Here is a 20,537-nt window from a genome sequence, read left to right as displayed (position 1 = left end):
GCGGGCTGACTGCTTCTTGTCACCTGATTCCAACAATGATTGCTAATGGTGTTAACGATGGGGCAAAAACTGCACTGTTTTGGCGCGATACGCGTCAGAATGGGGCAATAATTTCCGAAAAATTTCGTATACGATCACAATTCCAGAATTATATTTGGCGACTGAATAGAATTGCGTTTTTTCCTCTAATTATTCACCCCGCTGGCGAACGTATTCACTTTATATGCACATATGATGAATATTGATGGTTCGTAACTTATTGATATTTCGTTGTCTTGTCGTGTTTATGCATATTTTTTGCTGGCTGGCACGAACCCTGCACTCTACATTTACACCGCAAACACTATATTTATTAACATATAAATAACTTTTTATTTACCGTAGAGGTCGCTATGTCTCTGTCAGTTACGCGTGAAAATTTTGATGAATGGATGATGCCCGTATACGCCCCGGCTCCTTTTGTGCCGGTTCGCGGTGAAGGCTCGCGACTGTGGGATCAGCAGGGCAAAGAGTATATCGATTTCGCGGGAGGCATTGCGGTTAACGCGCTGGGTCACGCACACCCGGCTTTGCGCGAAGCATTAAACGATCAGGCCGGTAAATTCTGGCATACCGGAAATGGCTACACTAACGAGCCGGTACTGCGGCTGGCAAAAAAACTGATTGATGCCACCTTTGCCGAGCGTGTCTTCTTCTGTAACTCCGGCGCAGAAGCCAACGAAGCGGCATTAAAACTGGCGCGTAAATATGCTCACGACCGTTTCGGCACGCAGAAAAGCGGCATCGTCGCGTTTAAAAACGCCTTCCACGGTCGCACGCTGTTTACCGTCAGCGCCGGGGGCCAGCCGGCCTATTCGCAGGATTTTGCGCCATTGCCGCCGGATATCCGCCATGCGGTGTATAACGATCTCGACTCTGCCAGCCAGCTGATTGATGACATGACCTGTGCGGTTATTGTTGAGCCGATTCAGGGCGAAGGTGGCGTGGTGCCTGCGACAAAGGCCTTTTTGCAGGGACTGCGCGAACTCTGCGATCGCCACAATGCGTTGCTGATTTTTGATGAAGTGCAGACCGGCGTCGGACGTACTGGTGAGCTGTATGCCTATATGCATTATGGCGTGACGCCGGATCTGCTGACCACGGCCAAAGCGCTGGGCGGTGGGTTCCCTATCGGGGCGCTGCTGGCGACCGAACCATGCGCAAGCGTTATGACGGTGGGTACGCACGGCACCACTTACGGCGGAAACCCGCTGGCTTCTGCGGTTGCCGGAAAACTGCTGGAGATCGTTAACACGCCGGAAATCCTCACTGGCGTAAAACAGCGTCACGACTGGTTTGTGGAGCGTATTAACGCCATTAACGAACGTTTTGGATTGTTTAGTGAGGTTCGTGGACTGGGCCTGCTGATCGGCTGTGTGCTGAATGCGGAGTTTGCCGGTAAAGCGAAGCTTATCTCGCAAGAGGCGGCCAATGTCGGCGTGATGGTGCTGATTGCTGGCGGTAACGTGGTGCGTTTTGCACCTGCGCTGAACGTTAGCGAAGAAGAGGTTGCCAGCGGACTGGATCGCTTTGCGCTGGCCTGCGAACGTATTAAAGCAGGAGGTTCATCATGATGGTGATCCGTCCCATTGAACGCGCCGATATTACGGCGTTGATGCAGTTGGCCAGTAAGACCGGCGGTGGGCTGACCTCGCTTCCGGCTAACGAAGCCACGCTGATGGCGCGTATTGAGCGTTCACTGCAAACCTGGCAGGGCGAACTGCCAAAAAGTGAGCAGGGCTACGTTTTTGTACTCGAGGACAGTGCCACCGGTACCGTGGCCGGGATCTGCGCGATTGAAGTGGCGGTCGGGCTAAACGACCCCTGGTACAACTATCGCGTCGGGACGCTGGTCCATGCCTCGAAGGAGTTGAACGTCTATAACGCGCTGCCGACGCTGTTTCTCAGTAACGATCACACCGGCAGCAGCGAACTTTGCACCCTGTTTCTTGATCCGGACTGGCGTAAAGAGGGCAACGGCTATTTGCTGTCGAAATCGCGCTTTATGTTTATGGCGGCATTCCGCGACCGGTTTAATGAAAAAGTGGTGGCCGAGATGCGTGGCGTGATTGATGAACACGGTTACTCCCCGTTCTGGCAGAGCCTCGGCAAACGCTTCTTTTCGATGGAGTTTAGCCGGGCCGATTTTCTTTGCGGCACCGGGCAAAAAGCCTTTATTGCCGAATTGATGCCCAAGCATCCTATCTATACCCACTTCCTGTCGGATGAAGCGCAAAGCGTGATTGGCGAAGTGCATCCGCAAACGGCACCGGCGCGTGCGGTGCTGGAGAAAGAGGGCTTCCGCTATCGCAACTATGTCGACATTTTCGACGGCGGGCCGACGCTGGAATGCGATATCGACCGGGTGCGGGCGATTCGGAAAAGCCGGTTGGTGGAAGTGGCAGAAGGCCAGCCTGCGCCGGGCGAGTATCCGGCCTGTCTGGTGGCGAATGAAAACTACCACAACTTCCGCGTCATGCTGGTGCGTGCCGATCCGCATACCCAGAGGCTGGTGCTGACGGCAGCGCAGCTGGATGCCCTGAAGTGCCATGCGGGTGACCACGTCCGTTTCGTTCGTCTATGTGCAGAGGAGAAAACAGTATGACTTTATGGATAAACGGCAACTGGGTAACGGGCCAGGGCGAGCGTCGGGTTAAAACTAATCCGGTGGGCGGCGATGTATTGTGGCAAGGCCATGATGCAGATGCTATGCAGGTGGCGCAGGCATGCCGTGCGGCACGTGCGGCGTTTGCGGGCTGGGCCAGGCAACCCTTTGCCGCGCGTCAGGCGGTGGTGGAAAAATTCGCCACATTGCTGGAGAGCAACAAAGCCGAGCTGACGACCATTATCGCCAGAGAAACCGGAAAACCACGCTGGGAAGCGGCCACCGAACTGACGGCGATGATCAATAAAATCGCCATTTCCGTAAAGGCGTACCACACGCGCACCGGGGAGCAACACAACGAATTACCCGACGGCGCGGCGACGTTACGCCATCGTCCGCATGGTGTGCTGGCGGTGTTTGGTCCGTATAACTTCCCCGGCCATCTCCCCAACGGTCATATCGTTCCGGCGCTGCTGGCGGGCAATACGCTGATTTTTAAACCCAGTGAACTGACGCCGTGGACCGGTGAAGCGGTGACTAAACTGTGGGCGCAGGCGGGACTCCCTGCGGGCGTGCTAAACCTGGTGCAGGGTGGGCGCGAAACCGGGCAGGCGCTAAGCGCGCTGGAAGATCTCGACGGTTTGCTGTTTACCGGTAGCGCCAATACGGGTTATCAACTGCACAGACAGCTCTCCGGTCAGCCGGAAAAAATCCTCGCGCTGGAGATGGGGGGCAACAACCCGTTAATTATTGAGAATCCGGAAGATATTGATGCCGCCGTGCATCTGACTATTCAGTCTGCGTTTGTCACCGCCGGGCAGCGTTGCACCTGCGCCCGCCGTCTGCTGGTAAAAAAAGGTGCGCAGGGCGATGCGTTTCTGGCGCGCCTGGTTGAGGTCAGCCAGCGTTTACTGCCCGGTAAGTGGGATGACGAGCCGCAACCGTTTATCGGCGGACTGATATCTGAGCAGGCGGCGCAACATGTCTGTGATGCCTGGCAGCGTCTTGAGGCGTTAGGTGGCCGTACGCTGCTGGCGCCGCGACGGGTAAAAGCGGGCACGTCGCTGCTGGCACCGGGCATTATCGAACTCACCGGTGTGGCCAATGTGCCGGATGAAGAGGTGTTTGGTCCACTGCTCGGCGTCTGGCGTTATGACAGTTTCGACGAGGCAATAAGCCTTGCGAACCACACCCGATTTGGCCTGTCATGCGGACTGGTCTCACCGGATCGCAATCAGTTTGACCAGCTGTTGCTGGAAGCGCGGGCGGGCATCGTTAACTGGAATAAACCGTTGACCGGGGCGGCGAGTACGGCACCGTTTGGCGGAGTGGGGGCTTCAGGAAACCATCGTGCCAGCGCGTGGTATGCCGCAGATTACTGCGCCTGGCCAATGGCGAGTCTGGAGTCACCGGCATTAACGTTGCCGACGACGCTGAGCCCAGGTCTGGATTTTTCTCGTGGAGAAAAGCGATGAAAGCGCGTGAGGTCAATTTCGACGGGCTGGTGGGACTGACCCACCATTATGCGGGGCTGTCGTTTGGCAATGAGGCCTCGACCCGGCACCGTTTTCAGGTGTCGAATCCCCGTCTGGCGGCGAAGCAGGGCTTATTAAAGATGAAAGCGCTGGCAGATGCCGGGTTTCCTCAGGCGGTGATCCCGCCGCATGAACGTCCGTATATTCCGGTTCTGCGTCAGCTCGGCTTCAGCGGTAGCGATGAGCAGATCCTGGAAAAGGTGGCGCGTCAGGCGCCACACTGGCTTTCCAGCGCCAGCTCGGCCTCGCCGATGTGGGTGGCGAATGCGGCCACGGTCTGTCCTTCGGCCGATTCACTGGATGGGAAAGTGCATCTGACGGTGGCGAACCTGAACAACAAATTCCACCGTTCACTGGAAGCGCCGACTACCGAAGCGTTATTACGGGCGATATTCCGTGATGAGCATGCTTTTGCGGTCCACAGCGCGCTACCTCAGGTGGCTCTGCTGGGCGATGAAGGGGCGGCCAACCACAATCGCCTTGGCGGAGATTACGGTGCACCTGGTGTGCAGCTGTTTGTTTACGGTCGCGAGGAGGGGAATGTGTCACAGCCGAGGCGCTACCCGGCCAGACAATCGCGTGAGGCCAGCGAAGCAGTGGCGCGGCTGAACCAGGTTAATCCGCATCAACTTATCTTTGCCCAGCAAAACCCGGACGTTATCGATAGTGGCGTGTTCCATAACGACGTTATCGCGGTATCGAATCGCCAGGTGCTGTTTTGCCATGAACAGGCATTTGTCCGACAGCAGGCGCTGTTGAGCCAGCTACGCGCTCAGGTTGATGGGTTTATGGCGCTGGAAGTGCCTGCTGCCGAGGTGTCGGTGGCGGATGCGGTGGCAACGTATCTGTTTAACAGCCAGTTGTTGAGCCGTGATGATGGCTCAATGATGCTGGTTTTACCACAGGAGTGTCGGGAGCACGCGGGCGTGTGGCGCTATCTGAACGGTCTACTGGACGCGGATAATCCGCTCGATGACTTGCGGGTATTCGATCTGCGTGAAAGTATGTCCAACGGCGGCGGTCCGGCATGCCTGCGACTGAGAGTGGTGTTAACGTCACAGGAACTGCAGGCGGTGAATCCGGCGGTAATGATGAACGACACGTTGTTCAATACGCTCAATAACTGGGTCGATCGTTACTACCGGGACCGGCTTACCGCCGCAGATCTTGCTGACCCCCAGTTGTTACGTGAAGGGCGTGAAGCGCTGGATTCACTGACGCAACTGCTCAAGCTCGGCTCGGTGTATCCTTTCCAGCAGGAGCGTGCACACTATGGATAACTTTCTGGCCCTGACCCTCGCGGGAACCTCGCCGGATATCACCCACGGTGAGGCTCATAGTTTTAGCTGGCGGTGGACAGGGCACGGGATGCTGGAGCTGACGCCGGTCGCCGAGGTTGATCGTTCGCTGGTGATCTCTGCAGGTATTCATGGCAATGAAACGGCACCGGTTGAGATGCTGGATGCGCTGCTGTCCGCGCTTTTTCGTGGCGAGTTGACGCTGACATGGCGGTTGCTGGTGATTCTGGGCAATCCGCAGGCGCTGGCGGAGGGGAAGCGCTATTGCCATAGCGACATGAACCGTATGTTTGGCGGGCGCTGGCAGATATTTGTCGAGAGCGGTGAAACGCGGCGCGCCCGCGAACTTGAGCTGTGCCTGGAAGATTTTTATTCGCGAGGCCGGGAGCCCGTGCGCTGGCATCTGGATCTGCACACCGCCATTCGCGGTTCGCATCATCTGCGCTTTGGCGTACTGCCGCAGCGCAACGTGCCCTGGGACGAAGGGTTTCTATCGTGGCTGGGGGATGCGGGACTGGAGGCGCTGGTTTTCCATCAGACACCGGGCGGGACATTTACCCATTTCAGTGGCGAGCATTTCGGTGCGCTGGCCTGTACGCTGGAGCTGGGTAAGGCTCTGGCGTTCGGGCAAAACGATTTGACGCAGTTTGCTCACACGGCGGAGGCGTTGGCGGCTTTGTTGCAGGGTGAGCGTGCATCATCAACGCAAACCACGCCGCTGCGCTATCGCGTGGTGTCGCAAATCACGCGACACAGCGACGATTTTATTCTTCATATGGACAATCAGACGCTGAATTTTACCCCTTTTAACGAGGGCACATTGCTGGCGCAGGACGGCGATGCGCGTTTTGTTGTTACTCATGATGTTGAATATGTGCTGTTTCCCAACCCAAATGTGGCCCGTGGTTTACGCGCGGGGCTGATGCTGGAAAGGTTATAATCAATATCTTTCCCTCGGGTTTATCTCCGGGGGGTATTTTTTTGTGTGCGCTTTCATTATTACGGATTATTCCTGGTAAGTTGCTTTATTAATAATCAGGCTTCAGGTATAGTTCTCCATAATCCTTTCAAAATCATCCTGTTGTAATATTTTATTTCAACTCTGCGCAATTTATTCTTTTTTTCTTCATAATTGGTGAAAGTTTGTTTTTTATACTTTCATTGTTTTACCGTTGCTCTGATTAATTGACGCTTCTACCGGTAAAGTTAATCTCGTCAACACGACATCCGATGAGATAAGCATCGTAAGAATGTCGTCAGAATAACTGAAAGGAAGGATAGAAATTATGCGTAAACTGACTGCTCTGTTTGTTGCCTCTACTCTGGCGCTGGGCGCTGCAAATCTGGCACACGCCGCTGATACCACAACTACCGCTCCGGCTGATGCCAAACCGATGATGCACCATAACGGCAAGTTTGGCCCGCACCACGACATGATGTTTAAAGATCTGAACCTGACTGATGCGCAGAAACAGCAGATCCGCGACATTATGAAAGGCCAGCGCGATCAGATGAAACGTCCGCCGCTGGAAGAACGCCGTGCAATGCACGATATCATCGCCAGCGACAGCTTCGACAAAGCGAAAGCTGAAGCGCAGATTGCGAAGATGGAAGAACAGCGCAAAGCTAATATGCTGGCGCATATGGAAACCCAGAACAAGATTTACAACATCCTGACGCCGGAACAGAAAAAACAGTTTAATGCCAATTTTGAGAAGCGTCTGACAGAACGCGCGGCGCAGAAAGGTAAAATGCCAGAGGCTGCTGAGTAACCGATTAGCGTCTACACTACATTATTCGCGTTGTGTCTGGGCGTTGCTCAGGACGGCGCGAATCAAAACTCAAGACCGCCGGTCTTGTCCACAACACGTTTAACGAGGTGGGCAGGATCGGCGGTTTTTTCTTTCCAGCCTATTGCACCCTGCAACCGACACGCTATTCTCCTGAAGCCTGCGAAAATTCTACCTGGATCAGCGCGTTAATCTTTTTTCTTCAAACGTCTGCATCCTCGCTAAGGCAAATCAACTCTGCTGCCGATAACAATAAATGTGCAGAGTGAACTTATGGCGGCCAGGGAGCGTCACGCTGACGTACCGCGCCTTTCTGGAGGGATGATGGAATACTTTGATATCCGCAAAATGCCGGTCAATCTTTGGCGCAATGGTGCGGGTGAAACGCGAGAGATTTGTTGTTTTCCGCCAGCGACCCGCGATTTTCACTGGCGTGCAAGTATCGCGTCCATTGCCGCTAACGGTGAGTTTTCTCTTTTCCCGGGCGTAGAGCGAGTGATTACCCTGCTGGAAGGAGGCGAAGTGACTCTGGAAGGTGCCAATCCCTTCAGCCATACCCTGAAACAGCATCAACCGTTCACCTTTGCGGGCGATCGGGTCGTCAAAGCCAAACTGACAGAAGGTCAGATGTCGATGGACTTCAATATTATGACCCGTCGTGATGTCTGCCAGGCCAAAGTCAGGGTTGCGGATCGAACGTTTACTACCTTTGGTTCGCGCGGTGGTGTGGTGTTTGTGTTAAGCGGTGCCTGGCAGTTGGGCGATAAGTTACTGACGGCGGACCAGGGCGCATGCTGGCACGACGGCAAGCACACGCTGCGATTGTTAAAAGCGGAAGGGAAGCTGCTTTTTAGTGAGATTAACTGGATGCCGGGGCATTCGCCGGATCCAGTTCAATAATGTCATAGTGACCGGACATTACCGGCCGGCAGAGAATTTTGTAACCATCATGATCGAAGCCGGCGGGCATTCGTGCCAGCGAAGCGGCTTCATCCAGCGATGAAACCGCGCCCAGCCATAGCCAGTTATTGATAATGTGATATTGGGTCATTTCTGCGCAGCTTTCTTTTAGCGCAATCGCATTGCTCCATGGCCAGCAGAGCACACGCAATCTTTCCAGTGCCGTCATCAGACGCAGATGATGCGCCTCGGGACTTTCTTTCCCACAGCAGGCTCCGGCGCAACGTTTAAGCGCTGAGCGAAAGCAGGCGCGACCGCGACTTAGCGGCTCCAGTCCCAACAAACCGTAGCAAAGCTGGTGCTCGTCGGCGACCGTCTGTAATGCCTGCAGCGCCGCGCGCCGGTGTGCAAACAGGCCAAACAGATTCGGGGTATGTGAAAAATCCACATCGCGCGCGTAGATAACCTGGACGCGTTGATCGGTTAATTGCAGAGCACAGAGTTGGCGAGTGCGGCGCAGGCGCTTATTGAATAAAGGTTGTTGCTCTTTAATTAGTCGTGCCTCCAGCAACAGGGCACCCATTTCACCCGCCGTGCAAATCCAGGTAATACGTCGGGATTGATGTAGCATGGCCGCTTCGTCTGCGTTGCGTAGATGCGCCATCACCCGGCTGCGAACATTGATGCTTTTACCGATATAAAGCGGCATGGTGTCACTTTCGCCGTGAAACAGATAAACACCGGGCGTGGCCGGAAGCGCTTGTAAAAAGGGGCGCAGTTGCTCGGGGTACTCATAAATTGCAGCTGCTTCAAAGGTAATACGAGGGGCTGATTGGCGGCGTACCACTGTTTACTCCGGATGCTGGTTATTCATCCAGTATAGCAGGCGATTGTTGATTAAAAAAGCAACATGTGTGAAGTTGTTGACGCCGGACATACGAAGCTTTGTTGCTGTCCGGCGTTATGCAAGAAGGTGGATTACGCTTTTTTCCAGAAATCGTCAAACACCGTAATGGGCGTGCGACGTTTGTGTTCCGTCTTTAAATACCAGCCTTCAATTTTCTTCGCGATAGTATCATCCAGAATTTTGCCTTCCAGATAATCATCAATGTTGTCGTACGTTACGCCTAAGGCGGCTTCATCGGGCAGAGAAGGGCGATCGTCTTCGAGGTCGGCGGTAGGCGCTTTCTTATATAAGTGCTCCGGACAGCCTAGCGCGGACAGCAGCTGTTTCCCCTGACGCTTGTTGAGGCGGAATAGTGGGTTAATGTCGGTGCCGCCATCGCCATATTTGGTGAAAAAGCCGGTAATCGCTTCCGCAGCGTGATCGGTGCCAACCACTACGCCGCTGGTCATTCCGGCGATGCTGTACTGTGCCTTCATACGTTCACGGGCTTTTTCATTACCGCGCACAAAATCGCTCAGCTCAATACCGGCTTCACGTAATGCCTGTTCGCTGGCCAGCACCGCAGCTTTGATATTGACGGTTAACACGCGATCCGGCTGAATGAAGGTGATGGCGTCCTGGCAGTCCTGTTCATCGGCCTGCACACCGTAAGGGAGGCGCACGGCAATAAACTGCAGCGCGTCGTTCCCGGTCTCGTCGCGCAGCTCTGAAATGGCCATTTGGCATAACTTTCCGGCGAGCGTTGAATCCTGACCGCCGCTAATCCCTAATACCAGTGATTTCAGGAAAGGGTAAGTTTTCAGATAGGATTTCAGAAAATCTACGCTACGGCGAATTTCCTCTTCTGCATTAATGTGCGGCTGTGCGCCAAGTGCCTGGATTATCTCTTGCTGCAGAGTCATCTAACCCCTCCGAAAAAAAAAATGACAAAAATATGATCGGTTAAAGCTAACGCGTTGACGTCCAAACGACAAGGGATGCAGCCTGATATCGCAGTATTTTGTTTTAATATACCCGTCATACTTCAAGTTGCATGTGCGTCGGCTGCACTCGTTCTCCCCAGTCACTTACTTTAGTAAGCTCCTGGGGATTCGCTCCCTTGCCACCTTCCTGCAACTCGAATTATTTAGGGTATAGATTTTTCCGAAATGGTGTGAGACTCATCTGTAAGCTTGAAAAATGTGTTGTTGTGCTCCAGGCTTATATAACACGCTGAAAAACAAGAGGACGAGAAAATGAACAAGAATCTAACAGGAATTCTGGGTGCAGCGGCGGTATTGACTATGCTGGCGGGGTGTACGGCCTACGATCGTACAAAAGACCAATTTGTTCAGCCCGTGGTGAAAGATGTGAAGAAAGGGATGAGCCGGGCGCAGGTTGCGCAGATTGCCGGCAAGCCGTCTTCTGAAGTGACAATGGTGCATGCTCGCGGGACGTGTCAGACCTACATCCTGGGTCAACGAGATGGTAAAGCAGAGACCTATTTTGTAGCTTTGGATGATACGGGACACGTGGTTAATTCTGGTTATCAGACCTGTGCCGAGTACGACACCGATCCGCAGGCGGCGAAGCAATAACCACTGCTTAATGCCTGAGCACTCAACGGAACCGGCCATTGCGCCGGTTTTTTTGTGCCGTACGATCTTATTTAATGTCGCGAATTATTTGCCTGAAATGTGAGGGGTGTCATAACGCCAGGTCAATGAGAGACAATTTAGTTGGTCAAGGAAATACCATCCTCTGGTGCAATCCCGTATACTCATTTCAGCCACCTAAAAAAGTAATTTAGCTGACGCAAGTTACCCAGAGCATGGATGCAGGTTATGGCTTGCGGAGTGTCTGGATGACAGATAATCGCATATGAGGATCGTTTTTATGGAAAAGAAACACATTTATCTGTTTTGTTCTGCGGGCATGTCGACTTCCTTGTTAGTTTCAAAGATGCGTGCGCAGGCTGAAAAATACGAAGTACCGGTTATTATTGAAGCATTCCCTGAAACGCTGGCTGGGGAAAAAGGTCCTGTTGCTGACGTCGTGTTATTAGGCCCGCAAATTGCTTATATGTTACCCGAAATTCAGCGTTTGTTACCTAACAAGCCTGTAGAAGTGATTGACTCGCTGTTATATGGCAAAGTCGATGGTTTAGGCGTGCTTAAGGCTGCAGTTGCAGCAATTAAAAAAGCCGCAGCAAATTAATTATATTTTTTAAATTTCCCGTCAAAGAGTTATTTCATTAACATTCACCGCAATATTATATTGCGGTATTTAAGGGTATTTTTCTATGAGTAACGCTATTGCTTCACTTGAAAAGGTACTCCTTCCTTTTGCTGTAAAAATTGGAAAGCAGCCACACGTTAATGCAATCAAAAACGGTTTTATTCGTTTAATGCCGTTAACCCTCGCAGGGGCCATGTTTGTATTAATCAATAACGTTTTCCTGAGCTTTGGGGAGGGGTCGTTTTTTTATTCAATGGGTATCCGACTTGATGCTTCGACTATTGAGAATCTCAATAGCTTAAAAGGTATCGGTGGGAACGTTTATAACGGTACGCTGGGTATTATGTCGCTGATGGCGCCATTCTTTATCGGCATGGCGATGGCGGACGAGCGCAAAGTTGACTCCCTGGCCGCCGGTTTGCTCTCCGTCGCAGCCTTTATGACCGTCACGCCTTATAGCGTGGGTGAAGCCTATGCCGTTGGCGCCAACTGGTTGGGCGGGGCGAACATTATTTCCGGTATTATTATCGGTCTTGCGGTCGCGGAAATGTTCACTTTTGTCGTGCGTCGTAATTGGGTCATTAAATTACCCGACAGCGTTCCGGCATCGGTCTCGCGTTCATTCTCTGCGTTGATTCCCGGCTTTATCATTCTCTCCATTATGGGGATCATTGGCTGGGCACTGGCAATCTGGGGCACCAACTTCCACCAGATCATCATGGATTCTATTTCGACTCCGCTGGCGTCGCTGGGCAGCGTAGTGGGCTGGGCTTACGTGATTTTTGTTCCGCTGCTGTGGTTCTTTGGTATTCACGGTTCACTGGCGCTGACCGCGCTGGACAGCGGTATCATGACGCCTTGGGCACTGGAAAACATCGCTATCTATCAACAGTTTGGTTCCGTAGACGCAGCATTGGAAGCCGGTAAGACGTTCCACGTCTGGGCAAAACCGATGCTGGATTCCTACATCTTCCTCGGCGGTAGCGGCGCAACCCTGGGTCTGATTATTGCTATCTTCCTGGCATCTCGTCGTCCGGATTATCGTCAGGTGGCGAAACTGGCCCTGCCGTCAGGTATCTTCCAGATTAACGAACCGATTCTGTTCGGTCTGCCAATTATCATGAACCCGGTTATGTTCATCCCGTTCATTCTGGTTCAACCGATTCTGGCCGCGATTATGCTGGCAGCCTACTACACTGGCATTATTCCACCGATTACCAATATTGCGCCGTGGACGATGCCAACCGGGTTAGGCGCGTTCTTTAACACCAACGGTAGCGTTGCGGCTCTGCTGGTGGCACTGTTCAACCTTGGGGTCGCCACGCTGGTGTATCTGCCATTCGTCGTCGTCGCCAACAAAGCGCAGAACGTTATTGATAAAGAAGAAAGCGAAGAAGATATCGCTAACGCATTGAAATTCTAAATTTAATCCGGCATGGCCTCTCGGTCATGCCGGACTGAACCAGAGGAAAAGAGTATGTTGGATATCGAAAATATCGTGGATACATCGTCAGAAGCTGAAGAGCTTGAAGAAGTGGTGATGGGGCTTATCATCAATTCGGGGCAGGCGCGTAGCCTGGCCTATGGCGCACTCAAGATGGCCAAACAGGGCGATTTTGAGGCGGCGAAGGCAATGATGGAACAGTCTCGTATGGCGCTGAACGAAGCGCACCTCGTACAAACGAAACTGATTGAAGGCGATCAGGGCGAAGGTAAAATGAAAGTGAGCCTGGTTCTGGTTCACGCACAGGATCACCTGATGACGTCGATGCTGGCACGCGAGCTGGTGACGGAACTGATTGAGCTTCACGAGAAGCTGAAATAGCGAGGAGTGCATGATGCAATTACAGATTAACGCACCGGAAATCAAAACCGTTTACGAGCAGCAGTTGTTTAATGGCAAAAATTTCCATGTGTTTATCTATAACAAAACTGAAAGTATCAGTGGACTGCATCAGCACGATTACTATGAATTTACGCTGGTATTAACCGGTCGCTATTATCAGGAAATCAACGGTAAACGTGTGCTGCTGGAACGTGGTGACTTTGTTTTTATCCCCCTGGGATCGCATCACCAAAGTTTCTATGATTTCGGCGCCACGCGGATCCTTAACGTCGGTATCAGTAAGCGTTTTTTTGAACAGCACTATCATCCTTTATTGCCGTTTTGTTTTGTTGCATCGCAGGTGTATCGGGCGAATAACTCCTTTCTCACCTATATCGAAACAGTCATTGCATCACTGAACTTTCGCGAGAGCGGGCTGGATGAATTTGTCGAAGTGGTCACCTTCTACATTATTAATCGACTCCGGCATCACCGTGAAGAACAAGTGTTGGATGACATTCCACAATGGCTGAGAGCGACCGTGGAAACGATGCACGACAAACGTCAGTTTAGCGAGAATGCGCTGGAAAACATGGTCCAGCTGTCGGCAAAATCTCAGGAATATCTGACTCGTGCCACCCAGCGTTATTACAGTAAAACACCGATGCAGATTATTAATGAAATCCGCATTAACTTTGCTAAAAAACAGCTGGAAATGACCAACTATTCGGTCACGGATATTGCTTATGAGTCTGGTTACAGCAGCCCAAGCCTGTTTATTAAAACGTTTAAAAAGCTGACGTCGTTTACGCCCAATAGCTACCGGAAGAAGTTAACTGAGTTTAATCAGTAGCTATTATTTGCCAATAACCCATTTTTATAGCTTGCCCAAAATAGCGTCGGGACAGCCACGCTATATCTGACAAACGGGTTGAGCATAATACACGTCAGTGTTTTGACACTGAAGGGAGAAAGTATGAGCCAGAAATTAAAAGTCGTCACTATCGGTGGCGGGAGCAGCTACACCCCTGAATTACTTGAAGGCTTTATTAAGCGTTATCATGAGTTACCGGTGTCTGAATTGTGGTTGGTTGATGTCGACGGCGGTAAAGAGAAGCTGGATATTATTTTCGACCTGTGCCAACGCATGATCGACAAAGCTGGCGTGCCGATGAAGCTGTATAAAACACTGGATCGTCGCGAAGCGCTGAAAGACGCTGACTTTGTGACCACGCAGCTGCGCGTTGGACAACTTAAAGCCCGTGAGCAGGACGAGCGAATCCCGCTGAGCCACGGTTACCTGGGCCAGGAGACAAACGGCGCGGGCGGCCTGTTTAAAGGTTTGCGGACTATTCCGGTTATTTTTGACATCGTGAAAGATGTCGAAGAACTGTGCCCAAATGCGTGGGTGATTAACTTTACTAACCCGGCCGGAATGGTCACTGAAGCCGTCTATCGCCATACGAATTTTAAGAAATTCATCGGGGTATGCAATATTCCGATCGGCATGAAAATGTTTATTACCGACGTGTTGGCGTTAAAAGAGAGCGATGATTTATCTATCGATCTGTTTGGCCTGAACCATATGGTGTTTATTAAAGATGTGCTGGTCAACGGCGAGTCACGTTTTGACGAACTGCTCGACGGCGTGGCCTCGGGGCAGTTAAAAGCGTCCACCGTGAAGAACATTTTCGACCTGCCGTTTAGCGAAGGATTGATTCGCTCGCTGAAACTGCTGCCGTGCTCGTATTTGCTTTACTACTTCAAGCCAAAAGAGATGCTGGCGATTGAAATGGGTGAATACTATAAGGGCGGTGCACGCGCGCAGGTTGTGCAAAAAGTGGAGAAACAACTTTTTGAGCTGTATAAAAATCCTGAACTGAATGTGAAACCGAAGGAGCTTGAGCAGCGCGGTGGGGCGTATTACTCCGATGCGGCGTGTGAGGTGATCAACGCCATCTACAACGACAAGCAGACCGAGCACTATGTCAACATTCCTCACCATGGTCATGTAGACAACATTCCTGCGGACTGGGCGGTTGAGATGACCTGTACGCTGGGGCGCAATGGTGCGACCCCGCATCCACGGATCACGCATTTTGATGAGAAAGTGCTTGGCCTTATCTATACCATTAAAGGTTTTGAGGTGGCGGCGAGTAATGCGGCGCTGAGCGGTGAATTTAATGATGTGCTGCTGGCGTTAAATCTGAGCCCACTGGTGCATTCTGACCGTGATGCCGAAATTCTGGCGCGGGAACTGATCCTTGCCCATGAAAAATGGCTACCAAACTTTGCCGGGTGCATCGAGATGCTCAAAAGCGAACAACACTGATAGAGGTCGGCTATGGAACGCGTACTGATTGTGAATGCGGATGATTTTGGCCTGAGCAAAGGGCAAAACTACGGCATTATTGACGCTTGTCGCCATGGTGTTGTCACCTCGACAACGGCGCTGGTCAACGGCGAGGCCATTGAGCATGCGGTGCAGTTGAGTCGTGAGCTTCCTGAACTGGCTGTTGGCATGCACTTTGTGCTGACGCTGGGGAAACCGCTGACGGCAATGCCAGGGCTGACCCGCGACGGACTGCTGGGGAAATGGATCTGGCAGATGGCCGAGGAGGACACCTTGCCGCTGGATGAAATTTCGCACGAGCTGGCCGTACAGTATCAGCGTTTCATCGACCTGTTCGGCCGGGAGCCGACGCATCTGGATAGCCATCACCATGTGCATATGTTCCCGCAGATTTTCCCTGTAGTGGCCAATTTTGCGGCCCAGCACGGTATTGCGTTACGCATCGATCGTCAAACGGTGTTCGAAGACTCCGACTTACCGGGTACGTTGCGCACGTCGCAGGGGTTTAGCAGCGAGTTTTACGGCGAGGCGATTTCTGAAGAACTGTTTTTGCAGGTGCTAGACGCCTCTGCAGACAGGGGCGAGTCCTCGCTGGAAGTGATGTGTCACCCGGCCTTTGTCGATAATATCATTAGACAAAGCGCCTACTGTTACCCCCGCTTAACTGAACTTGATGTGCTGACGTCTCCGGTATTGAAATATGCTATTGCGGAGCGCGGTTATCGTCTCGGCAGTTTTCTGAACGTGTAATTCCTGAGTTTGCGGCGCGTCAATGCGCCGCTTTTTTTAGGCCGGAATGGCATCGACTTTTCCGCTGCGAGACCAGACGCGGTGCGCAGTCATAAGCGCCAGCAAGGTATCCATAAACTGCGCATCTGCGCTGTCCGCTTCTACAATCCCTTCTTCACCCTGATTGCTAACCTTCAGCACGGCTTTCAACTGACGCGCATCGCCTGCCAGCGCAATGGGTTTCAAATGTTTGTATGCTTCCAGTAAGTAGTAACGGGTATCGCCGCGCATGTCGATATCCGCAATATTGCCGCAAGGCACAATGACCGCATCCACGGTCAGTGATGGCGAACCGGCAAAGGTACCGGCGATGTTCAGCACCGAGCCATCGTCGGCAACCACGTTCCCCATCCGCGAATAGAGCAATTTTGCATGCACACCGCGGGACTGGAGGGCTTGCATGATGGTGAGCATATCTGCCGATTTGACCTCGTCATTCAGCAAAATGGCCACTATCCGGCCTTTGATATCGCCTTGTGCCCCTGCGTACAAACTGAGTGATGGGGCTTCAGTTAACCCGTTGACGTCCGCAGGCGGGGCGATTTTCTGCTGTTCATCGGTCAGTTCAAAACCGAGGTTGTCGGCAACAGATTGTGCAAGGGTGGTATCAATATGCGCCAGTTGTTCAACCACTCTCTCGCGGATATACGGGCGGGTGACTTTGCTCAGTTCAAAACTGAATCCGCCAACAATATGCTGCTGCTCAATAGGTGTTTGACTGCGCCAGAACAGGCGAGGGTGCGCATAGTATTCGCCGAAAGAGGGGCTTCTTTCACGGATCTTACTGCCTTCAATACGTTCCTGATACGATTCAAATCCCCCACGTTTAGGGCCTGGTGGCGTTTCGCGTGGCCAGTTATCATTGATTGAGTTCGGTTCATAGTTGGCCGGGTTGGTATCAATATCCATGCGATGCATGCCGTCGCGCTGGAAATTGTGATACGGACAGGTTGGACGATTAATCGGAATTTCATGGAAGTTAGGTCCGCCCAGACGGCTGATCTGCGTATCGGTATACGAAAACAGTCTGCCTTGTAGCAGCGGATCGTTGGTGAAATCAATGCCGGGGACGATGTGACCTGGATGGAACGCGACCTGCTCGTTTTCGGCAAAGAAATTATCCGGGTTACGGTTAAGCACCATTTTTCCGACGCGCTGAACCGGAACCAATTCCTCTGGGATCAACTTTGTTGGGTCGAGCAGATCAAAATCGAATGTAAACTCGTCCTCTTCCGCAATCAGTTGCAGTCCCAACTCATATTCCGGGTAATCACCGGCTTCGATGGCCTCCCACAGATCGCGACGGTGGAAGTCAGGGTCTCGACCGGTAAGTTTTTGCGCTTCATCCCACACCAGAGAGGCTTTGCCTGCCAGGGGTTTCCAGTGGAAACGTACAAAGGTGGCTTTGCCCTGCGCGTTAATCAGTCGAAACGTGTGGATGCCAAAGCCTTCCATCGTGCGATAGCTGCGAGGGATCCCACGGTCTGACATGGCCCACATCACGTTATGCAGTGTTTCTGGCTGTAAAGAGACGTAATCCCAGAAGGTATCATGCGCGCTTTGTCCCTGTGGAATAGCCCAGTGCGGCTCCGGTTTAACCGCGTGGACGAAGTCCGGGAATTTATGGGCGTCCTGGATAAAAAACACCGGTGTATTATTTCCTACCAGGTCAAATATCCCCTCTTCGGTATAAAACTTTGTGGCAAATCCGCGAATATCCCGGACTGTGTCTGCTGAACCGGCGCCGCCCTGGACGGTGGAGAAGCGCACAAAAATCGGGGTTATCTTATTTGCCTCGCACAGGAAGTCGGCTTTGGTGACGGCACTTAAATCGGCATAGGACTGAAAGTAACCATGCGCGGCGGAGCCACGGGCATGAACGATTCGTTCCGGAATGCGTTCATGATCAAAATGGGTAATCTTCTCACGCAGGATAAAATCCTCGAGCAGCGTCGGCCCACGGTTTCCGGCGCGTAATGAGTTTTGATCGTCTGCAATGCGGACACCCTGATTGGTGGTCAGGGCAAAATCTTCACTGCCTTTACGAAAAGGCTCCTGTGAGTTGAGTTTGTCATTAACGGTGTCGGGGGCCTTTGCACTACCAGGGGCAGTGGGCTGCATGCCCGGCGGTGTGGGTTTGGCGTCGGGTTTGTGCGAGCCGTCTGCGGGGGCCAGGGAATCGAGCCCTGGTCTGGATTCGCTGGCATCATGAACCGGTGCCGGGTAATTGAGTGGATGCTTGTCATTCTGCGACATGAACTCGTCTCCTGTTTTCATTGCTGAAAGGGTCGTTGTTGCTGTCAAAAACATTAACTATAGACCACGCATCCAGGTGAACCGGGATCCGTTGAAGGGGAATACTGTAATGAACAAGGCAAACAGCGCACGCAAGGCAGGACGTCAGGGCGCAAAATCGGCTAAGATAGCGTTTTTCTGATTTTTAGAATTTGTCTTTAGTGAAGCAACTGATTATGAAACCTCTTCGCCAACAAAATCGCAAGGTTATCAGCTACGTTCCGCGTGTGGAGCCCGCGCCACCAGAGCATGCGATAAAAATGGATGCGTTTCGTGACGTATGGATACTGCGCGGAAAATATGTCGCTTTTGTCTTAATGGGGGAGGCGTTTCAACGTTCGCCTGCGTTTACGGTTCCGGAGTCGGCGCAACGCTGGGCAAACCAGGTCCGTCAGGAAAACGAGCTGAGCGATTAATGGGATACAAAAAAGCCGCCGGAGTATGATATTCCGGCGGCTTTTTATGTTTCAGGAAACCGGTTTAACGGTGCGCCAGTTCGGCGTTATCGTCACTGTCCAGAATCGTTTTGTCGGTTTGCTTCAGCCACTGGCTGGTGAGCGTACCGGCGGTCATGGAGCCGCTGACGTTCAACGCAGTACGCCCCATATCGATCAGCGGTTCTACGGAGATCAGTAGAGCGACCAGCGTAACCGGCAGGCCCATCGCCGGCAGTACGATCAGTGCAGCAAACGTTGCACCACCACCCACACCCGCTACACCAGCGGAGCTAACGGTAACAATGCCCACCAGCGTGGCAATCCACATTGGATCCAGTGGGTTAATCCCCACGGTCGGCGCAACCATTACCGCCAGCATTGCCGGGTACAGCCCCGCACAACCGTTTTGACCAATCGTGGCGCCAAAAGAGGCGGCAAAGCTGGCAATCGACTCAGGCACACCCAGACGACGGGTTTGCGCTTCCACATTCAGCGGAATAGACGCAGCGCTGGAGCGGCTGGTGAAGGCAAACGTCAGTACCGGCCAGACTTTACGGAAGTACTTCAGCGGGCTCACGCCGTTAATACCCAGCAGAATACCGTGTACCACGAACATGATGCCCAGACCGAGGTACGAAGCCACCACGAAGCTGCCCAGCTTAATAATGTCCTGCAGGTTGGAGCCGGCAACCACTTTGGTCATCAACGCCAGAACACCGTACGGCGTCAGCTGCATCACCAGACGAACCAGCTTCATCACCCAGCTCTGCAGGGTATCAATAGCGGTTAATACGCGTTCGCCTTTCGGGGCATCATCTTTCAGCAGTTTCAGGGCCGCGACACCAAGGAATGCGGCGAAGATAACAACGCTGATAATGGAGGTTGGGTTAGCGCCAGTGAGATCGGCAAACGGGTTTTTCGGGATAAACGACAGCACCAGCTGCGGAACGCTCAGGTCGGCAACTTTACCCACGTAGTTGGTTTCGATGGCGTTCAGACGAGCGGTTTCAGCACCACCCTGTACCAGTCCATCCGCCGTCAGGCCGAACAGGTTAGTGACCAGTACCCCAACTAACGCGGCGATAAGTGTTGTAAACAGCAGCGTCCCGATGGTCAGGAAGCTGATTTTCCCCAGCTGAGAGGCGTTGTGCAGACGCGCAACGGCGCTGAGGATAGAGGCAAATACCAGCGGCATGACGATCATTTGCAGAAGTTGAACATAGCCGTTGCCGACAATGTTGAACCACTGTACAGAATCTTTCAGTACCTGGCTGTCTGAGCCGTAAATCGTATGCAGGGCAAGGCCAAATACCACGCCCATAACCAGACCAACCAGTACTTTTTTGGCCAGACTCCACTGTTTGTGACGGGCTTGCGCCAGCACGAACAGCAGTACAACGAACACGATAATGTTCGCGATTAATGGAAAGTTCATCCCCGTTCTCCTGATCTTTTTTTATGTATCACCGAACTACAGTGATTCTGTTGGCGCAAGATTAGCAGAACTGTGACTTGCCTCTTATATTCAAATGGAATTGTTTATGCCA

The 20,537-nt window shown here is 52.5% G+C and carries 19 protein-coding genes; 15 read left to right on the top strand and 4 right to left on the bottom strand.

Going from position 1 to position 20,537, the window contains the following annotated elements; all coding sequences use genetic code 11:
* The first annotated feature begins 392 nt into the window (after nt 1-392).
* The 7 genes from QNN86_RS07265 (at nt 393) to ves (ending at nt 8,167) form a co-directional block, all read left to right on the top strand.
* Nucleotides 393-1,613 (top strand): aspartate aminotransferase family protein, encoded by a 1,221-nt coding sequence (locus tag QNN86_RS07265; protein ID WP_414210854.1) that lies wholly within the window; start codon nt 393-395, stop codon nt 1,611-1,613.
* Entirely contained in the window at nt 1,610-2,644 is a 1,035-nt protein-coding gene (gene astA / locus QNN86_RS07260; RefSeq protein ID WP_117342983.1) for an arginine N-succinyltransferase, read from the top strand. The genes QNN86_RS07265 and astA overlap by 4 nt, the downstream gene beginning before the upstream one ends.
* Nucleotides 2,641-4,119, top strand: coding sequence for a succinylglutamate-semialdehyde dehydrogenase (gene astD, locus QNN86_RS07255; protein ID WP_414210853.1), 1,479 nt, complete (start codon nt 2,641-2,643; stop codon nt 4,117-4,119). Before astA ends, astD begins: the two co-directional genes overlap by 4 nt.
* Nucleotides 4,116-5,459, top strand: a complete 1,344-nt coding sequence (gene astB / locus QNN86_RS07250) for an N-succinylarginine dihydrolase (RefSeq protein ID WP_414210852.1) — start codon at nt 4,116-4,118, stop codon at nt 5,457-5,459. Before astD ends, astB begins: the two co-directional genes overlap by 4 nt.
* Nucleotides 5,452-6,417: a succinylglutamate desuccinylase gene (gene astE, locus QNN86_RS07245; protein ID WP_414210851.1), complete on the top strand. Its 966-nt coding sequence runs from the start codon at nt 5,452-5,454 to the stop codon at nt 6,415-6,417. The genes astB and astE overlap by 8 nt, the downstream gene beginning before the upstream one ends.
* A 346-nt stretch (nt 6,418-6,763) precedes the next feature.
* On the top strand, nt 6,764-7,249 hold the full coding sequence (gene spy / locus QNN86_RS07240) for an ATP-independent periplasmic protein-refolding chaperone Spy (protein WP_096757276.1): 486 nt from the start codon (nt 6,764-6,766) through the stop codon (nt 7,247-7,249).
* A 342-nt stretch (nt 7,250-7,591) separates the two neighbouring features.
* Entirely contained in the window at nt 7,592-8,167 is a 576-nt protein-coding gene (gene ves, locus QNN86_RS07235; protein WP_182270847.1) for an environmental stress-induced protein Ves, read from the top strand.
* Here ves and cho read toward each other — a convergent pair.
* Nucleotides 8,127-9,014, bottom strand: a complete 888-nt coding sequence (gene cho / locus QNN86_RS07230) for an excinuclease Cho (protein ID WP_414210849.1) — start codon at nt 9,012-9,014, stop codon at nt 8,127-8,129. The two genes, ves and cho, sit on opposite strands and share 41 nt — an antisense overlap.
* Nucleotides 9,015-9,145: 131 nt before the next feature.
* Nucleotides 9,146-9,976 (bottom strand): ammonia-dependent NAD(+) synthetase, encoded by an 831-nt coding sequence (gene nadE / locus QNN86_RS07225; protein ID WP_414210848.1) that lies wholly within the window; start codon nt 9,974-9,976, stop codon nt 9,146-9,148.
* 333 nt (nt 9,977-10,309) lie between these two features.
* On the opposite strand from nadE, the gene osmE reads away from it, so the two are divergent.
* From osmE to chbG, 7 genes are all read left to right on the top strand, one after another.
* A complete protein-coding gene (gene osmE / locus QNN86_RS07220) occupies nt 10,310-10,651 on the top strand; it encodes an osmotically-inducible lipoprotein OsmE (RefSeq protein WP_096757272.1) in 342 nt (113 codons plus the stop codon).
* 298 nt (nt 10,652-10,949) lie between these two features.
* Nucleotides 10,950-11,270 carry a PTS N,N'-diacetylchitobiose transporter subunit IIB gene (gene chbB, locus QNN86_RS07215; protein ID WP_003832547.1) on the top strand — a complete coding sequence of 107 codons (321 nt, stop codon included), beginning with the start codon at nt 10,950-10,952 and terminating at the stop codon, nt 11,268-11,270.
* Between the two features lie 85 nt (nt 11,271-11,355).
* Nucleotides 11,356-12,714 carry a PTS N,N'-diacetylchitobiose transporter subunit IIC gene (gene chbC, locus QNN86_RS07210; RefSeq protein WP_414210847.1) on the top strand — a complete coding sequence of 453 codons (1,359 nt, stop codon included), beginning with the start codon at nt 11,356-11,358 and terminating at the stop codon, nt 12,712-12,714.
* Nucleotides 12,715-12,768: 54 nt separating this feature from the next.
* Nucleotides 12,769-13,116, top strand: coding sequence for a PTS N,N'-diacetylchitobiose transporter subunit IIA (gene chbA, locus QNN86_RS07205; protein ID WP_096757270.1), 348 nt, complete (start codon nt 12,769-12,771; stop codon nt 13,114-13,116).
* 10 nt (nt 13,117-13,126) lie between these two features.
* Nucleotides 13,127-13,969 carry a transcriptional regulator ChbR gene (gene chbR / locus QNN86_RS07200; RefSeq protein ID WP_117342988.1) on the top strand — a complete coding sequence of 281 codons (843 nt, stop codon included), beginning with the start codon at nt 13,127-13,129 and terminating at the stop codon, nt 13,967-13,969.
* A 123-nt stretch (nt 13,970-14,092) separates the two neighbouring features.
* Complete coding sequence (locus QNN86_RS07195; protein WP_414210845.1) at nt 14,093-15,448, top strand: 6-phospho-beta-glucosidase; 1,356 nt, start codon at nt 14,093-14,095, stop codon at nt 15,446-15,448.
* Between the two features lie 12 nt (nt 15,449-15,460).
* A complete protein-coding gene (gene chbG, locus QNN86_RS07190) occupies nt 15,461-16,219 on the top strand; it encodes a chitin disaccharide deacetylase (protein WP_181619277.1) in 759 nt (252 codons plus the stop codon).
* Between the two features lie 36 nt (nt 16,220-16,255).
* Here chbG and katE read toward each other — a convergent pair whose 3' ends face one another.
* Nucleotides 16,256-18,514, bottom strand: a complete 2,259-nt coding sequence (katE, locus tag QNN86_RS07185) for a catalase HPII (RefSeq protein ID WP_414210844.1) — start codon at nt 18,512-18,514, stop codon at nt 16,256-16,258.
* 191 nt (nt 18,515-18,705) lie between these two features.
* Here katE and cedA point away from each other — a divergent pair, with 191 nt between their 5' ends.
* The gene (gene cedA / locus QNN86_RS07180) at nt 18,706-18,969 is read left to right on the top strand and encodes a cell division activator CedA (protein ID WP_414210843.1); all 264 of its coding nucleotides are present in this window, start codon (nt 18,706-18,708) and stop codon (nt 18,967-18,969) included.
* Nucleotides 18,970-19,033: 64 nt separating this feature from the next.
* On the opposite strand, the gene tcyP is transcribed toward cedA, so the two are convergent.
* Complete coding sequence (gene tcyP / locus QNN86_RS07175; RefSeq protein ID WP_096757263.1) at nt 19,034-20,425, bottom strand: cystine/sulfocysteine:cation symporter; 1,392 nt, start codon at nt 20,423-20,425, stop codon at nt 19,034-19,036.
* Nucleotides 20,426-20,537 lie beyond the last annotated feature (112 nt).

It is taken from the genome of Citrobacter sp. C348 (genome assembly GCF_047467975.1).
Classification (GTDB): Bacteria; Pseudomonadota; Gammaproteobacteria; order Enterobacterales; family Enterobacteriaceae; genus Citrobacter; species Citrobacter gillenii.
The sequence above is the reverse complement of the archived record's forward strand: the minus strand, read 5'-3'. Positions and strand labels throughout refer to the sequence as shown.

Excerpts from the sequence above, each read along its gene's own strand:
- tcyP (WP_096757263.1), bottom strand. The coding sequence starts at position 20,425 with ATGAACTTTCCATTAATCGCGAACATTATCGTGTTCGTTGTACTGCTG.
- QNN86_RS07265 (WP_414210854.1), top strand. The coding sequence starts at position 393 with ATGTCTCTGTCAGTTACGCGTGAAAATTTTGATGAATGGATGATGCCC.
- QNN86_RS07195 (WP_414210845.1), top strand. The coding sequence starts at position 14,093 with ATGAGCCAGAAATTAAAAGTCGTCACTATCGGTGGCGGGAGCAGCTAC.
- katE (WP_414210844.1), bottom strand. The coding sequence starts at position 18,514 with ATGTCGCAGAATGACAAGCATCCACTCAATTACCCGGCACCGGTTCAT.
- osmE (WP_096757272.1), top strand. The coding sequence starts at position 10,310 with ATGAACAAGAATCTAACAGGAATTCTGGGTGCAGCGGCGGTATTGACT.
- chbB (WP_003832547.1), top strand. The coding sequence starts at position 10,950 with ATGGAAAAGAAACACATTTATCTGTTTTGTTCTGCGGGCATGTCGACT.
- chbC (WP_414210847.1), top strand. The coding sequence starts at position 11,356 with ATGAGTAACGCTATTGCTTCACTTGAAAAGGTACTCCTTCCTTTTGCT.
- chbA (WP_096757270.1), top strand. The coding sequence starts at position 12,769 with ATGTTGGATATCGAAAATATCGTGGATACATCGTCAGAAGCTGAAGAG.
- astB (WP_414210852.1), top strand. The coding sequence starts at position 4,116 with ATGAAAGCGCGTGAGGTCAATTTCGACGGGCTGGTGGGACTGACCCAC.
- nadE (WP_414210848.1), bottom strand. The coding sequence starts at position 9,976 with ATGACTCTGCAGCAAGAGATAATCCAGGCACTTGGCGCACAGCCGCAC.
- astA (WP_117342983.1), top strand. The coding sequence starts at position 1,610 with ATGATGGTGATCCGTCCCATTGAACGCGCCGATATTACGGCGTTGATG.
- ves (WP_182270847.1), top strand. The coding sequence starts at position 7,592 with ATGGAATACTTTGATATCCGCAAAATGCCGGTCAATCTTTGGCGCAAT.
- chbG (WP_181619277.1), top strand. The coding sequence starts at position 15,461 with ATGGAACGCGTACTGATTGTGAATGCGGATGATTTTGGCCTGAGCAAA.
- chbR (WP_117342988.1), top strand. The coding sequence starts at position 13,127 with ATGATGCAATTACAGATTAACGCACCGGAAATCAAAACCGTTTACGAG.
- astE (WP_414210851.1), top strand. The coding sequence starts at position 5,452 with ATGGATAACTTTCTGGCCCTGACCCTCGCGGGAACCTCGCCGGATATC.
- spy (WP_096757276.1), top strand. The coding sequence starts at position 6,764 with ATGCGTAAACTGACTGCTCTGTTTGTTGCCTCTACTCTGGCGCTGGGC.
- astD (WP_414210853.1), top strand. The coding sequence starts at position 2,641 with ATGACTTTATGGATAAACGGCAACTGGGTAACGGGCCAGGGCGAGCGT.